We start from the raw sequence: 12,990 nt of genomic DNA on the forward strand, positions 1-12,990 counted from the left end.
AGATGAGGGGGAGAAAAGGGGTTGCCCTCGGCAACCCCTTTTCTCCCCCCTTAAAATGATTATCATTCTTGAGAAAACCTGTCTCTTGTTTTTCTTGGAATAATTTATTCTTTGGAAGTCCCTTATAGATGACAACATAACTTCTGGGCGCTTAGTGAGGATTTGGAATATCTGCTTTGGCGCTACGAACATTCCATCTAAAATTTCATGTTGCCAAGAACGTGGAATCCATTCACCAAAAACATCAGTCATTGAAGAAACGAAATGCTTTTTAGGTTTCCTTTGGAACCTCCATTTCCGAATAGCTTCTGTATCTAACACTAGCTCTGGTGGTTGCCCAGAGTAGGGTTGCTTATTCCCACCAAAAAAAGAATTTTGATTTAGCTTTTCGCTATAGCAATTTTTACACCCATCAGATATTTTTTGACACCACCAACCGCCTCGCTTGGCACGGATGATATTATCTGTTAAGTCTGCCCATTCTATATTTGTTGGCATGATTACTTTTCTCTCATTAACTTGAAATTGAACAGTTGAGTATGACTAATAAAACACCTCTTACGGAATATGATTCCCCGTGGAAGCAGATGTTGCAGTTGTATTTTGAAGACTTCATGCAATTCTTTTTTCCTCAAGCCCATGCTCACATTGATTGGAGTAGAGGTTTCGAGTTTCTAGATCAAGAGTTACAACAAGTAGTTCGTGATGCTGAATTAGGGAAACGGCTAATTGATAAATTGGTGAAAATCTATCGCATTGGGGGCGAAGAATCTTGGCTGTTGATTCATATAGAAATCCAAAGTCAAGAGGAAACCGATTTTCCTAAACGGATGTTTGTCTACAACTATCGAATTTTTGACCGTTACGATCGCTCTGTTGCATCATGCGCGATACTGGGGGATGACAACATCAACTGGCGACCATCGCAGTTTGGGTACGATTTGTTTGGTTGTACGGTTGATTTTCAGTTTCCTGTAATCAAGCTGCTAGACTATAAACAAAGGTTGTCGGAGCTAGAAGCCAGTCGTAACCCCTTTGCTACAGTGGTAATGGCTCATTTGGCAGCAGTGCAAACCCGCAGTAATAGGTCGCAAAGGAAACAATCAAAACTGAATTTAGTGCGTCGGTTGTATGAGCAAGGGTTTGAACGCGAGGCTGTTGTTAACCTTTTGGCTTTTATTGATTGGATGCTAACGTTACCATTGGATTTAGAACTAGAGTTTAAAAGAGAAGTCGAACAATTGGAGGCACAACTGTGTATGCAGTACGTTACTAGTTTTGAGAGAATTGCTCGAATAGAATCTTTATTAAAAGGCATAGCTTTGGGATTAAAACTCAAATTTGGAACACCTGGACAAAACTTATTACCTGAAATTGAGCTTCTTGAAGATTTCAGATTGCTGGAATCAATCTTGGCAGCAATAGAAACAGCAGATACTGTGAATGAATTGCGTTCTATTTATCAGACAGCAGATGACACACCGTCAGAAAATTAGAATTGTTTGATATTTGATTGTCAAGGTTCAGCAAGTTTTGAGTGCCGAAATTAGCGTTAATTAAGCACTCAATGAAGTATCGTTATCAATTTCTGCACCCAGATGATCAAACAGATCCGCCTCATCACCCCAACAATCCCAGCCGTCCCTAGACTCGCGTGCGAACATCTCCAGCTTGGTTATGTCTGGACACAGTTTGTCTACGAGTTGGTAGAAACTTTCGGGCTTACGGGAATGCTCACGCCTGGGAGAGTGCAGGATGGTGGACTCGTTTGTGAGTGTCCGTCCAGCAAAAGCCTTCACATTCCCACGAACAGCCAAAGCACAGTGTTCAGTCGAATTCCGCAACCAATGACCGACACCTAGATGTGTTTTAGTGCCATCTTTGGTGACTTTTTCCCAAGTCAAAATAGTCTTGAGTTCAAATCCCCATGTTTGCAAGCATTGAGCCGCTTCGATCATGTGATTGTTGGTGAACCAAAGCCAAAGAACTGACCCCCTGCAATCGCTTAAGTCTGGAACAGGCAATGACAATATTTCTTCTATATGCATTGGCTTGTAGTTAATACGGTTTCGGTGAGTCTTATCCTGATTTCTCAGCCGATAGAACCAGGGAGGGTCAATCACGATGCACTGGTATTGACCTTCTAATGTTGTTAGTCTCATGTTTAACTCCTGTTATTTTCAAACTTGTTCTGGAAATTCAATGTGGCTTAAAGTCTGAAGTTCAACAGCTAATCCACTTAAGAAATTTTGGAGTTCGACTGTTGCCAATTCTTTGGATATCTTTTTTTCTGATATATAAATAAGTTGCTTATAATGCCCAAAGTAAACTTCTGTACGAGTTAAATTTTGCTCTATATCAGTTAATAGAGTCAAAATAAATCTTCCGAGGTTACAAAAGTAATACTGACGGGTTGCACAAGAAGTATCTCCTTGATGCCAAGTAATATTGATTTTTGAACCAATGTGAGCGCTAATAGATTCAAAATCTACTTGGTAAATATTCAAATCTGCTTGCATTTCTCCACTGTTGTAGTAGCCAACAATGTGTTGCCTGATTCCATCAACTGATAGGCTATCAGGGATATTAATATGGGCAACAGATGCAACTTTTTCAACTACTGTGACTACGACTTCCATATCTTCTGCCTCAAACCCCAAATTCAAAAATCTTACGCCCATCAACATCAACGGGATTAAGTTGAATTAATCCACCTCCCGCATAATTACAAGGGATTTTACGTTTATCCTTGTCATCAAATGATTCTTTACGCACTTCCAGCCATCGCCCCACGCAAGAAAATCCAACGGCGGATTCAGGTGCGCCAGCTTTTTTATAATCCGCAACAGAAGCAATGTGACCACAGTATGGGCATTTAAACTTCCATTGCATCTTGTCTTGTCCAAATAGTGTTTCTCCAAGAGTTAGCCACTGTTCTTTATTCATATTTAATCCTCCTCATCTTCTAATTCTTCGTCTTCATGGAAACTTACCCCAAATAATTCATGAATAAAATCTCCTACTTTTTTCCAATCAACTTGGGCTTCAGCTACTTCCGGCATAGGATATTTTTTAGTGATTCTTTTAAAACTAGAAAAATCTTCCCAAGTCCACTCGCCTAACTTATCTGATTCAGTCTCAGTTAGGTAATTTAGGCTAATAATATAATCTTGTACTCTTTCTTTGATTTGTTCTCTGTCGCCAAATTTCCAAAACTCACCAAACCAAGTAATTACTTTTTTTGTGCTGTCTGTTTCTGAAGAGTCTTCCTCCACCTCCTCATCTGAACATTCATCTTCGATGGATTCAAATTCTTGAATAGCAAACAAAGCCATAGCCACACACGCTCTTTCTGCTGGATGTGTAGCTGATTGCATTCGATATGATTCGGGGACTACATAGCCTTGGATCGCGTAGAATTTCTTAGCTAGTTTTTCAATCAATACATCTTTCTGGAAGTAGCCGAGTTCCATATCTTTTCCCCTCAAGGTAAAATTTACCTTTGTTGTAAAAGTCTTAATTCTTGATTACTGGCCGATCGCTGTGCTTGACCAATGACCATCAAGCAGTAACTACAGCTTTCTTACTAGCGAAAGCCCCCGCCTGCCTTAACGCTGCTCCAGGACTGGGATGAGCGAAAAATTCTTCTATAGCTTTGGTCAACCCAGCCGCAACAACCGGATCGTGACAAGCGTAGACGTAGATGGGCTGTTGCACACCGTTAACCAATCGTGTTTCTTGGCGATCGCCTAACTGTGGGTAGAATGTTCTCACCCATGTCCCCAAGTGTCCGCGATAGTGAGGGCCACTGATAGGGACTTTCTTTCCAAGTTCGCTCTCTGCAAAGTTGACCACGCCAAGCCAGCGTTCTTCTGAAGGGGTTAACAATTTTCTGTTGTGTTCTGCCAGAAGATTCCCAGCATAGTCTTTGAATTGCTGTTCCATGTAGGGGTTGAGTCTGCCACCAGTTAACTCAGCCAAAGTCTTCATTGCCAGGACAAGAGTATGCAATCGTTGTTCAACTGGGGGGAGGGCTGGTGTAATGGGTTGTTCTTGTGGTTGAGTGGCGGGTTTTGTCCAGCCCATAATATCTTGCATCCAGGTGCGAACACCGATACTTTCAAATGCTTCACAGGCTAATCTTGCTTGGAGGCTGCATCTTTTCCCCGCTTCATAACCGTAATAATGAAGTATAGTTGCTACAGCTATATCAGGAATACCGGACTGCGACCACCCTAAAATGTCAACACCTTCAAAGCCTTTACGGACAAGCTTTTCAACCATTTTAGAGCGAGAATTGTCAACGGCTGTTTTGAGACTTCTGAATAATCCAGCAGCATCAACCCCAGCTAATCTTGCTGTAGCTCGAATACTAGCTTTACCGTGTCCTGAAGCATCAACAGTGATCTCTTGCTTTATCTGTTCAATAATTTGAGCTACTTCGATTTGTGACATAACTTTATTTAGTTGGGTGATAATTTTTCGTTGTTGATTAGAAAAAATTAAACATTTACGCGCACCAAACTTTTTTCACCAACCAGTGAGAAACGATTAGATATTGTCGGTGTTTCAGTCAATGTTGGCGATAGCAATTCGACAAGGTAAAACCAAAACTTATCTACAAGTACAACCCCCAGAATCAGCCGTTGTTTTGTGTCATCACCATAAGAACACAGGATTACTTTCTGCCCCAAAACGAAAGCAGGTTTTTGCACAGTGATGGTTTCTAACTGCCCAGTCCCAATGATTTGATGTTCTGTAGCGTGGACAATTTCATCACCACAGATGACTGTATAAAGCCAACACTCATATTTCCATTGCACACCAGAACAATAGCCGAATGTTCTTGTGGTTTTCAGGTAAACTCTTTCTAATAAATTGACATCAACCGTTGGAATTGTTTTGCCCCAAGGTGGGGAAATATACCAACTATTTTTCAGGGTATTAACGTAGTCAATCATGCTTTCTCCTTGTTGATTTTAATTCCAATAAGGTCAACAACCTAAAAATCCTCGGCAATCTCCAACAAAAAGCCGCGTCCCGTGTTCTGTACCTGCACCAGTTCTTTATCCAGCAGAGTTTGAATCACTGGATCGGAGAATTGAAATTGCAAACGGTGCAGAGGAACACAACCACCGCAAAGTCGAATCGAACGCAGCAAATGATTGGCTCTGCGGTCAAAACTGGGGTCAACCGTCTTAGGCATTTGTGAAACCTCCGGTTAATACGACTAACTGTTGTTGCAGAATAGAGATTTGCTGTTGGTAAAACTTAATCTCTGCGGTAATTTCTGAGAATAATTCTTCTGGTGTAAGCGGTTGGATTTGATCCTCTTTCAAGTACGATATTTCATCAGAATTCTTGTTAGGCATCAGAGCATAACGCCAACCAAAACAATTCGCAATTCGCAATTCGCAATTCGCAGTTAAGGACTTCCAAGTAAAAAAATATCCCATTGCTTTTAAGGCAGGGAGGGGGGAGCAGGGGAGAGGAAGTCGTTTTGATGGGCGTGAAATTGGATAATTTATTTCTTGAAGTTCTCTTAAAGATAATTGCGAATTGCGAACTGCGAATTGCGAATTGCCCTGTTCTGTACGTTGATCCAAAGCAAAGCGAGGGTATGCCCAGTGTTGGGGAATGGATATTGTGGCTTTCATAGATTTAATTGGGGATTGGTGAATAAATAATTAGGGAAAGGGGGAATTAGGGAAAGGGGGAAAGGGCTAAGGGGAACGTAATGAAGAAATTTACCTTTCCCCCTTACCCTTTAACCTTTTCCCAGGCGAAGCCCAAAACTTACGCTGTTACTAACTCTGCTTTTTCCAGCAGCCGTTGCAATCTATCGCCAGTTAGCTGTTCTAACGGTTGGTCTAAAATATATTCATCAAAAATAGATTTACTATCAGTAGACACATCCACCATCGACAATGAGCGCACAGCATCATATACCGAGTTAGAATACTGCTGCTGACCTGAATAACGCCTCTTTACCCACCAGTTCCCGTCAGTGCATCCGACTTGCCCCAGTTTCACGCCGTTGTTGTTGTAAATGCCATCATCGAGAATTTCAAACCCATAATTTTGGCACTCGTTGAAGATATGCGCCATGATTTGGTTTTCGGTCGTGGGGGGTGTTGCAAGTTGTTCCTGCACAGGTAATGAGCCATTTTTATAGTGAGTGCAGATGAAGCGATCGCAACGCATTAAAGTATTGGCACGAAATAATTCTTTATCGTTGACAATGACTACCCAACGTTGCGTTAAGTGGTCATCGTCATGGCTGATGCTGGCTACCAGTTTGTCATCAGCATAATATTCGTGATGGTCAAACGAGATTTCGACTATTCTGAGGGGTTCGGGAGCTATGGCTTGGCCTTGGTCAGCGATGTAACTGTCGAGTTCGGCTTGGGCGAGGGCTTGGTTGTCAACTTTCTGAAGCTGGGTGGATTGGTGAGTGATGATTGCGTTTACCCAAGTCTCAGCCGCTCTTTTGTCCTCGGTGGGTATTATGCCGAGTTCGGCAGCGATTCTTTTGAGGCGGGGTAGGGTATAGCGGGAAAGGGCTTGCTGTGTGTAGGTTGGATGCGTCATAATTAAGATTCCTTATTATTAGGGACAGAGAAAGCGCTTCAGATTGGTAGTCGAGGGCGCTTTCTCTTTATCTTTTACTATTATGCGCTAATTTTTTAGCGCTGTCAAGAATATTTTAGCTATTAGCGCTAATATATTAGCGTGTGTATTACAAAGGAAGCGCTAAAAAGTTATGGTTTATATGGAGGATATTAATTTATGGGAGCTGCCATTTGTGGCACTTGAAGACAGAAACTCATTGCCGGATGAGCCTTGTGTTTACTTGGCAATCGATAAAGATAACTCGGTGCTGTACGTGGGCATGTCAGACAATTTAAGGCAGAAATGGAAAAACCATCCTAAGCTAGAAGCCTTAAGTCGTCTTGAAGGCGTTAAAATCTCGTACATTAGAACCGAAGTTGAATTACTCAGAAAGTTAGAAAATGCCCTAATCAAAGTTTTCAAACCTCCGTTGAACTTAACGGAAGCACCCAAAAAAGGTATTGCAGCTTTAAGGGAAAAAATGGGGTTAACTCAAAAGCAACTAGGTGATTTAGTTGGAGTTGATACTTCGACAATCAGAAATTGGGAATATGGCAAAGGCTCAGAAACTTTTGCAAAAGTAGCAAGACTTTGTAAAGTGCTGGAATGTGATATTGAAGATTTGTTTGAGGAAGAAGCAGTGTGATGATTGAACCTGCTGAAGAACCTCTTTTTGCTCTAGCCTCTGTCTCATTTTATAAGCGATGCCTGCGGTGGGTTACGCTTACCCATTTACCATCTATATTCAAAAGCTGTGTTGCGATTGACTTTGAGCAAATGCCACTGAGCTAAAAGAGGTGGAATAATGCCTAAACCAATCTCTAAGCGCAAAAAAACCACCCCTGCCGCATCTGATGACAGCACATTACCAAATGACCTTGCAGAAAAGGATATCTCCCCTCAAGAAAACCCAGCCTTAGCAACAATTGACGTTACCGCTGTTGAAATTCCTGAATTAACCGAGCAGGAGCAGAGCGATCGCCTGCACTTGGAGCGTAGGGTAGAACGAGCCTTCTTTGAAGCAGGGAAGGCATTGACTGAGTTACGCGATCGCAGACTATATCGTTCCACGCACAAAACTTTTGAAGATTATTGTCGTGATCGCTTTGGTCATAGTCGCCAGAAGTCAAATTATCTGATTGCAGCAGCTAATGTCTACGAGAATTTGACAACAATTTGTTGTCAAAATTTGCCGCCTGAAGATTTGACAACAAATGGATCACAAATCTTACCTACCAGTGAAGGTCAAGTTCGACCAATGACGAAGCTAGAACCTCAAGAGCAATGGCAGGTGTGGCAAGCGGCAGTGCAACAAGCTGATGGCAAAGTGCCAACTGGCCGTGTTGTCAAAGATGTGATTGAGCGAATTCTAGAGCGTACTAAAGCCCCTAATCCTTACCACCTTGGCGAAGTTTGCCAAATCCTTGCAAAAGACAATCCCGAACTCAGGGGCAAAGGTGGCTGCTGGTGCATCGTTAGCCATGTCGGTGAGTTCAGTTGTACAGTTACAATGTGGGATGGCGAGTACACCGTCAGAATTGACCACCTCAAGCCACTGAACTACTTGGAGTCGGAATGTCAGCAGATGCAGCTAATCAGCGATCGCATCAGTAGATTACGGGAAAATGAGAAATTAGAAGAAGCTGCCCGTGCTGTGCTGAAGCATCTGGGGGAACTGAAGCGACCGTATTTGACTGCTGTTGAAGAAAAGCTGTTGAGTGTGATTGAGCGAGAATATGGGGTTAATGAAGGAAATGAGCCGATTGCAAATTTGTGAAGATGACTTGACAGGTAAAAATATTGCTGACCTTCTGAGGGAACATCTCGAAAATATGCATGAGATTACCCCACCCGAAAGTGTTCATGCTCTTGAGATAGAGGCATTGCGTTCCCCTGATATTACTTTTTGGACTGCTTGGGATGGCGAAGAACTGCTTGGATGCGGGGCATTGAAAGAACTAGATTCAAGAAGCGGTGAAATTAAATCAATGCGTACCGTCAAGGCTGACCAACGTAGGGGTGTCGCCTCAAAGATTCTGGAACAGATTATTAAAGAAGCCCAACGCCGTGGTTACGATTGCTTGAATTTAGAAACAGGGGTAATTCCAGAATTTGCTTCAGCACGAGCCTTGTATACACGGTATGGGTTTGAGTACCGAGGTCCCTTTGCTGAATACATTGATGACCCGAACAGCGTATTTATGACGAAAAAGCTTGCTTGATTGGTTAGTAACAATCACCGTTACTGCTGTTGAAATTCCAGAGTTAACCGAGCAAGAAATTAGCGATAAGCCTGACGGCATGGCTACGCTTACCGCTTGCACTTGGAGCGAAAGGTAGAACGGGCGTTTTTTGAGGCGGGAAAGGCACTTATGGAGTTACGCGTTCGTCCTTAACGTTGCCGGAGGCAGTAGAGGAAGCGGGTGGTAAAGTGCCAAGTGGTAGAATCGTCAAAGACATTGTGCAGCGCATAATGGAGCGAACCAGAGTACCAAACACCTACCACTTGGGCAAAGTATGCCAAGTTTTAGCCAAGGACAACCCCGAACTCAGGGGTAAGGGTGGGTGTTGGTGTGAGGTAAAGGTTATTTGCAGCCGCTCAAGCGAACCGTTAGCAGTAGTTACGATGCACTTCAACAGATTAAGGACAAGCAACTAAATCGAAATTACAATCATTACGAGACAAAGTAATCATGGAATTCAACCCAAACAACAATGTTGTTAAACTCTGTCTTCAAGGTATGGGCATGGAAGAAAAAGGCAAACCAGAAGAAGCAAGTAAACTGTTTCTTCAAGCCTGGAACGAAGCGACACACGACTTTGAAAAATTTATTTCAGCCCATTATGTAGCTCGATATCAGAAAAATATTTCTGACAAATTAAAATGGCTCGAAACGGCTTTGCAGTTTGCATTAAAAATAAATAACAACACTGTTAAGAGTGCTTTCCCTTCTCTATATTCAAACATTGCCAAATGCTATGAGGACTTAAGCGACCCTGACAAGGCAAGAAAGAATTATGAATTAGCAACTTCGTTTAAGGATAAACCTTCTGACAAAGGCCCCTTTTATCATGGAACGAAAGCAGATTTGCAGGTTGGCGATTTGCTGACAGCAGGAGGCAGTTCTAATTACAAACTTGAACTCAAAATGAATCACATTTATTTCACAGCCCTTGTCAATGGGGCGGGACTAGCTGCTGCATTAGCAAAAGGCGATAACCGTGAACGTGTTTATATCGTTGAACCAACAGGGGAGTTTGAAAATGACCCGAATGTTACAGACAAAAAATTTCCCGGCAATCCAACACGCTCATATCGCTCCCAAGCACCATTAAAAATCGTTGGCGAAGTCACAGATTGGGTGAGACAAACACCTGAAGAACTCCAAAAATGGCGTGAAAAGTTGGCCAATAACAAAGGAGAAATTATTAATTAATTTCTAAGATTCCCACACCCTGCTCACCGATTGAAATCAACGTCTTTATGTTTTAACAATTTTTCCAATTGCAATGCTGTTGAAATACCAGAATTGACCGAGCAAGAGATTTGCGACCGCCTGCACCTAGAGCGAAAAGTCGAGAGGGCTTTCTTTGAAGCGGGGAAGGCATTAATGGAATTACGCGATCGTAAGTTATATCGCTCTACTCACAAAACCTTTGAGGAGTATTGCCGCATTCGCCCTTGGCGTTGGCGAAGCCATCGATTTAGCGAATAATGGAACGTACTCAAGTACCTAACACCTATTAATTAGGCGAGGTATGCCAAATCTTAGCCAAAGATAATCTAGAACTCAGGGGCAAGGGTGGCTGCTGGAGGATTGTCAGCCAAGTAAATGAATTTAGTTGCACTGTCAAAACCTGGGATGGGGAGTACACCGTTGGGTTGCAGCACCTGAAGTCCTTCAATTATCTACCTGCCGAGTGTGAGCAGATGCAGGTGATTTGCGATGGCATCAATCGGGTGTATTCGAGTGGGCTAGAGGAGTCGGTGCAGAAGTTTTTGGAATCATTGGGGAAACTGAATCGGCCTTATTTAACGGCTTTAGAAGAGAAATTGTTGAGTTTGCTGGAAGCTGAAATTGCAAATTAACGTTTGTTAAATAATGTTTGACTGTCCTCCTCGTTACTTCCGGTTGAAATAGGCTATTTATGTAATGCGAAGGGGATTTACCAAGATGCCAAAAAAGAGCCAGAGCAATTCTTTGAGTAAGATTAAACAAGAAACCTCTGTTGGTTCGCGCATCTTTGAAGCACTTACAGAAGGGGAAATTTCCCAGCTACTGGATGAATTATTTGCGGTTTTATCCGACGAACAGCGAGTAACTGTGTTTGCTAAACTGCAAGGGAATACCCAAGAGACTTTAACTCAAATCATCGCTCCACCTCAAATAGTAGAACAGGTAAAAACAAGCAAAGCACAACCAACTTCTTTGGCGAAATTAGCTCAAACTTGGTCTCAATTATGGGGAGAATGGAATCAGATTATTTTGTCAGCATCCCAGTCAGAAGGGAAATATATAGTCCAAGAAGCAAGCTGGGAAGAACCTTATTTTGATGACTGTACTTTTGTTGAAGATTTAGAAGCAGTTGCACAAAAGATGAAGCCATTGGTAAAAACGGCTTTTGAGAATGGCTTTAGTAATGACGATGGTTTTGCAGCCAGTTTGTTGTCAGCAGAAAGTGAAATCTCTAATGGTATACCCGACTGGATGGAAATTGCTAATGGTATTCATTTGGAAGGAGCGACAACAAGTAGCTTATTGGAATGGGAATGGTTATTGGTGCAGTCACAAGGAGAAGATGGGTTCAAATTAACTCAAAAAATTAGGGAATTGGATGAGAAATTTTACCACATCAGTTTAGATGATGATGCTGTGACTGATTTCTTTTCCCATTTACCTGATGTTGAAAAAAAGTTAATTTTTGACGGATTGACAGCCAATCGAGAAGTTTCTCTGTGGAAGCATGACTTAGAGAATACTTTTTCTTATTGGCATATAGTTTACATGGAATTGATGCAGCAATTTGCAACCCCAGAGATATATTTGAACAATCTCCGGGCGACTATTTCCCAGGAATGGCAAAATGGTTTACCTGTAATTGAGGATTTGTTGGCTAAACAGGAATATAGAGAAAGTCTTACAGTGATTCAAGAGACTTTGGATGCGTTATTAAAAAACAAACCTGACTTGAATCCCTGGACACCAGAAAACTCGCTGCTATTTGTTGCTGTGGGTGGATTTTCTTACGCTCCTGGGAATTGGGAAAAGGAAAAAACTTTACTTCGCTATTATCAGCAAGCTGTTCGAGAATTGGGAGAAATCGAACGGGTAAATGCGTTGGAAATTCAGTATATTACTTTTGAATGTTGTTACGATTGGTCAAGTATGTTCACAGCTTTTGCTGAAATACCAGTTAATAAAGATACTCACAAATCCTTGTTTACATCTTGGCGTGAATCAATAATTAAACGTGGTACACCATACAGGTATTCAGGTTTATATGCACATCAAAAACCCGTAGATACTTGGTGGTTGCATTGGTTGCTCGATAGTATTACAACTAAGGAAAAAGGACATATTTGGTTTAGGCAAAAAATTATCGAGTGGCTGGAGAATTTACCTGGAGAACAGGGGAAACTGGGTGGGGAATATAGTGTTTTACATTTGTTAACGAAAGATTTAACCGAGATAAAGTATCAGGGAAAATCCCCCTACCCGAAGTTTTATGAGGTTGTGATTCTGCCAAACCAACTATCGACACAAGATGATATTTCTAGGAGAACGTATCTCCAAGAATATGCACCCCCTGATTTGTGGGAAAGAGTGATGGCTTATTGGCAAGCAAATTTACACAACTTTGTACCCAGACCGGACTCGTCTCAAAACTCGGATTATACGAAAAATGCACAATGGATGTCTGCCTTGAAGGAGTTAGCACCGCAGAGTTATGATAGTTTGTTGTCCCAATGGAAAGTCCAGCATAAGCGACGACCTAATTTGTGGAAAGCGATGAGAAATTTGGGATTGGATTGATGTAATGCTTTTTGTATGTGGCATGGGGAGTACACCATTAGGTTGCAAGTGTTGAAGTGTAATTGCACTACTCATGACAACTGTCGACTTATTTTCAGCAACGCCTGATCTCATCGTGAGCAATATCTTGTAGGCTGATCTCTGATGGTAAAGCTGTCATGCATTTAAAAATACAGTATTTTGCAAAGTGATTTGCAGAATATAGCTTGTTAAGCCAACCTGAGTTCGGGTTAAACATAAGAAGGTAAAAGCCATTCCAATTGAAGGCTAGGTTTCTTAGGTTGATGACAATAAGCGATTAAGCCGCACAGAACATTAACACAAAAATTGACTGGGCTGCGAT

The 12,990-nt window shown here is 41.9% G+C and carries 18 protein-coding genes and 2 pseudogenes; 9 read left to right on the forward strand and 11 right to left on the reverse strand.

The window, feature by feature from the left end; translation table 11 throughout:
- Positions 1–498 (reverse strand): DUF5131 family protein (locus IQ274_RS35120; RefSeq protein WP_194145093.1); only part of this gene is annotated, 498 nt, incomplete at its 3' end.
- A gap of 41 nt (positions 499–539) precedes the next feature.
- Between IQ274_RS35120 and IQ274_RS35125 the strand changes: the two genes are divergently transcribed.
- Positions 540–1,496: a cytosolic protein gene (locus IQ274_RS35125; RefSeq protein ID WP_194145094.1), complete on the forward strand. Its 957-nt coding sequence runs from the start codon at positions 540–542 to the stop codon at positions 1,494–1,496.
- Between the two features lie 60 nt (positions 1,497–1,556).
- Here the strand turns inward: IQ274_RS35125 and IQ274_RS35130 are convergent, their stop codons facing one another.
- The 9 genes from IQ274_RS35130 to IQ274_RS35170 form a co-directional block, all read right to left on the reverse strand.
- Positions 1,557–2,162 (reverse strand): MT-A70 family methyltransferase, encoded by a 606-nt coding sequence (locus tag IQ274_RS35130; protein ID WP_194145095.1) that lies wholly within the window; start codon positions 2,160–2,162, stop codon positions 1,557–1,559.
- An 18-nt stretch (positions 2,163–2,180) separates the two neighbouring features.
- A complete protein-coding gene (locus IQ274_RS35135; RefSeq protein WP_147262532.1) occupies positions 2,181–2,639 on the reverse strand; it encodes a hypothetical protein in 459 nt (152 codons plus the stop codon).
- Positions 2,640–2,649: 10 nt separating this feature from the next.
- Positions 2,650–2,946: a VVA0879 family protein gene (locus IQ274_RS35140; protein ID WP_114083295.1), complete on the reverse strand. Its 297-nt coding sequence runs from the start codon at positions 2,944–2,946 to the stop codon at positions 2,650–2,652.
- A gap of 2 nt (positions 2,947–2,948) precedes the next feature.
- Entirely contained in the window at positions 2,949–3,473 is a 525-nt protein-coding gene (locus tag IQ274_RS35145; RefSeq protein WP_114083294.1) for a hypothetical protein, read from the reverse strand.
- Between the two features lie 88 nt (positions 3,474–3,561).
- Entirely contained in the window at positions 3,562–4,455 is an 894-nt protein-coding gene (locus tag IQ274_RS35150; protein ID WP_194145096.1) for a hypothetical protein, read from the reverse strand.
- A gap of 47 nt (positions 4,456–4,502) precedes the next feature.
- A complete protein-coding gene (locus IQ274_RS35155; protein WP_194145097.1) occupies positions 4,503–4,961 on the reverse strand; it encodes a DUF1392 domain-containing protein in 459 nt (152 codons plus the stop codon).
- A gap of 41 nt (positions 4,962–5,002) precedes the next feature.
- Positions 5,003–5,206: a hypothetical protein gene (locus tag IQ274_RS35160; RefSeq protein WP_194145098.1), complete on the reverse strand. Its 204-nt coding sequence runs from the start codon at positions 5,204–5,206 to the stop codon at positions 5,003–5,005.
- Positions 5,199–5,657, reverse strand: a complete 459-nt coding sequence (locus IQ274_RS37115) for a hypothetical protein (protein ID WP_228058611.1) — start codon at positions 5,655–5,657, stop codon at positions 5,199–5,201. Before IQ274_RS37115 ends, IQ274_RS35160 begins: the two co-directional genes overlap by 8 nt.
- 139 nt (positions 5,658–5,796) lie before the next feature.
- Complete coding sequence (locus IQ274_RS35170; RefSeq protein WP_194145099.1) at positions 5,797–6,591, reverse strand: hypothetical protein; 795 nt, start codon at positions 6,589–6,591, stop codon at positions 5,797–5,799.
- 181 nt (positions 6,592–6,772) lie between these two features.
- Here IQ274_RS35170 and IQ274_RS35175 point away from each other — a divergent pair, with 181 nt between their 5' ends.
- The 8 genes and pseudogenes from IQ274_RS35175 to IQ274_RS37125 all read left to right on the forward strand — a co-directional run bounded on the left by IQ274_RS35175 (position 6,773) and on the right by IQ274_RS37125 (position 12,647).
- A complete protein-coding gene (locus IQ274_RS35175; RefSeq protein ID WP_228058612.1) occupies positions 6,773–7,258 on the forward strand; it encodes a helix-turn-helix domain-containing protein in 486 nt (161 codons plus the stop codon).
- 159 nt (positions 7,259–7,417) lie between these two features.
- Complete coding sequence (locus IQ274_RS35180) at positions 7,418–8,389, forward strand: hypothetical protein (RefSeq protein ID WP_194145101.1); 972 nt, start codon at positions 7,418–7,420, stop codon at positions 8,387–8,389.
- Positions 8,367–8,834: a GNAT family N-acetyltransferase gene (locus tag IQ274_RS35185; protein WP_194145102.1), complete on the forward strand. Its 468-nt coding sequence runs from the start codon at positions 8,367–8,369 to the stop codon at positions 8,832–8,834. The genes IQ274_RS35180 and IQ274_RS35185 overlap by 23 nt, the downstream gene beginning before the upstream one ends.
- Before the next feature lie 10 nt (positions 8,835–8,844).
- Positions 8,845–9,184, forward strand: a pseudogene (locus IQ274_RS35190) (hypothetical protein); the annotation flags it as partial.
- A gap of 394 nt (positions 9,185–9,578) precedes the next feature.
- Positions 9,579–10,049 (forward strand): NAD(+)--rifampin ADP-ribosyltransferase, encoded by a 471-nt coding sequence (gene arr, locus IQ274_RS38205; protein ID WP_373529918.1) that lies wholly within the window; start codon positions 9,579–9,581, stop codon positions 10,047–10,049.
- Between the two features lie 93 nt (positions 10,050–10,142).
- On the forward strand, positions 10,143–10,328 hold the full coding sequence (locus IQ274_RS37120; protein WP_228058613.1) for a hypothetical protein: 186 nt from the start codon (positions 10,143–10,145) through the stop codon (positions 10,326–10,328).
- Positions 10,329–10,495: 167 nt separating this feature from the next.
- On the forward strand, positions 10,496–10,702 hold the full coding sequence (locus IQ274_RS35205) for a hypothetical protein (RefSeq protein WP_228058614.1): 207 nt from the start codon (positions 10,496–10,498) through the stop codon (positions 10,700–10,702).
- Positions 10,703–10,814: 112 nt separating this feature from the next.
- Entirely contained in the window at positions 10,815–12,647 is a 1,833-nt protein-coding gene (locus IQ274_RS37125) for a hypothetical protein (protein WP_228058615.1), read from the forward strand.
- A gap of 230 nt (positions 12,648–12,877) precedes the next feature.
- Here IQ274_RS37125 and IQ274_RS38210 read toward each other — a convergent pair.
- A pseudogene (locus tag IQ274_RS38210) lies at positions 12,878–12,990 on the reverse strand (IS982 family transposase); the annotation flags it as partial.

Source organism: Nostoc sp. LEGE 12447 (assembly GCF_015206985.1).
In the GTDB taxonomy this organism is placed as follows: Bacteria; Cyanobacteriota; Cyanobacteriia; order Cyanobacteriales; family Nostocaceae; genus Nostoc.

Excerpts from the sequence above, each read along its gene's own strand:
- IQ274_RS35125 (WP_194145094.1), top strand. The coding sequence starts at position 540 with ATGACTAATAAAACACCTCTTACGGAATATGATTCCCCGTGGAAGCAG.
- IQ274_RS35130 (WP_194145095.1), bottom strand. The coding sequence starts at position 2,162 with ATGAGACTAACAACATTAGAAGGTCAATACCAGTGCATCGTGATTGAC.
- IQ274_RS35135 (WP_147262532.1), bottom strand. The coding sequence starts at position 2,639 with ATGGAAGTCGTAGTCACAGTAGTTGAAAAAGTTGCATCTGTTGCCCAT.
- IQ274_RS35140 (WP_114083295.1), bottom strand. The coding sequence starts at position 2,946 with ATGAATAAAGAACAGTGGCTAACTCTTGGAGAAACACTATTTGGACAA.
- IQ274_RS35145 (WP_114083294.1), bottom strand. The coding sequence starts at position 3,473 with ATGGAACTCGGCTACTTCCAGAAAGATGTATTGATTGAAAAACTAGCT.
- IQ274_RS35150 (WP_194145096.1), bottom strand. The coding sequence starts at position 4,455 with ATGTCACAAATCGAAGTAGCTCAAATTATTGAACAGATAAAGCAAGAG.
- IQ274_RS35155 (WP_194145097.1), bottom strand. The coding sequence starts at position 4,961 with ATGATTGACTACGTTAATACCCTGAAAAATAGTTGGTATATTTCCCCA.
- IQ274_RS35160 (WP_194145098.1), bottom strand. The coding sequence starts at position 5,206 with ATGCCTAAGACGGTTGACCCCAGTTTTGACCGCAGAGCCAATCATTTG.
- IQ274_RS37115 (WP_228058611.1), bottom strand. The coding sequence starts at position 5,657 with ATGAAAGCCACAATATCCATTCCCCAACACTGGGCATACCCTCGCTTT.
- IQ274_RS35170 (WP_194145099.1), bottom strand. The coding sequence starts at position 6,591 with ATGACGCATCCAACCTACACACAGCAAGCCCTTTCCCGCTATACCCTA.
- IQ274_RS35175 (WP_228058612.1), top strand. The coding sequence starts at position 6,773 with ATGGAGGATATTAATTTATGGGAGCTGCCATTTGTGGCACTTGAAGAC.
- IQ274_RS35180 (WP_194145101.1), top strand. The coding sequence starts at position 7,418 with ATGCCTAAACCAATCTCTAAGCGCAAAAAAACCACCCCTGCCGCATCT.
- IQ274_RS35185 (WP_194145102.1), top strand. The coding sequence starts at position 8,367 with ATGAGCCGATTGCAAATTTGTGAAGATGACTTGACAGGTAAAAATATT.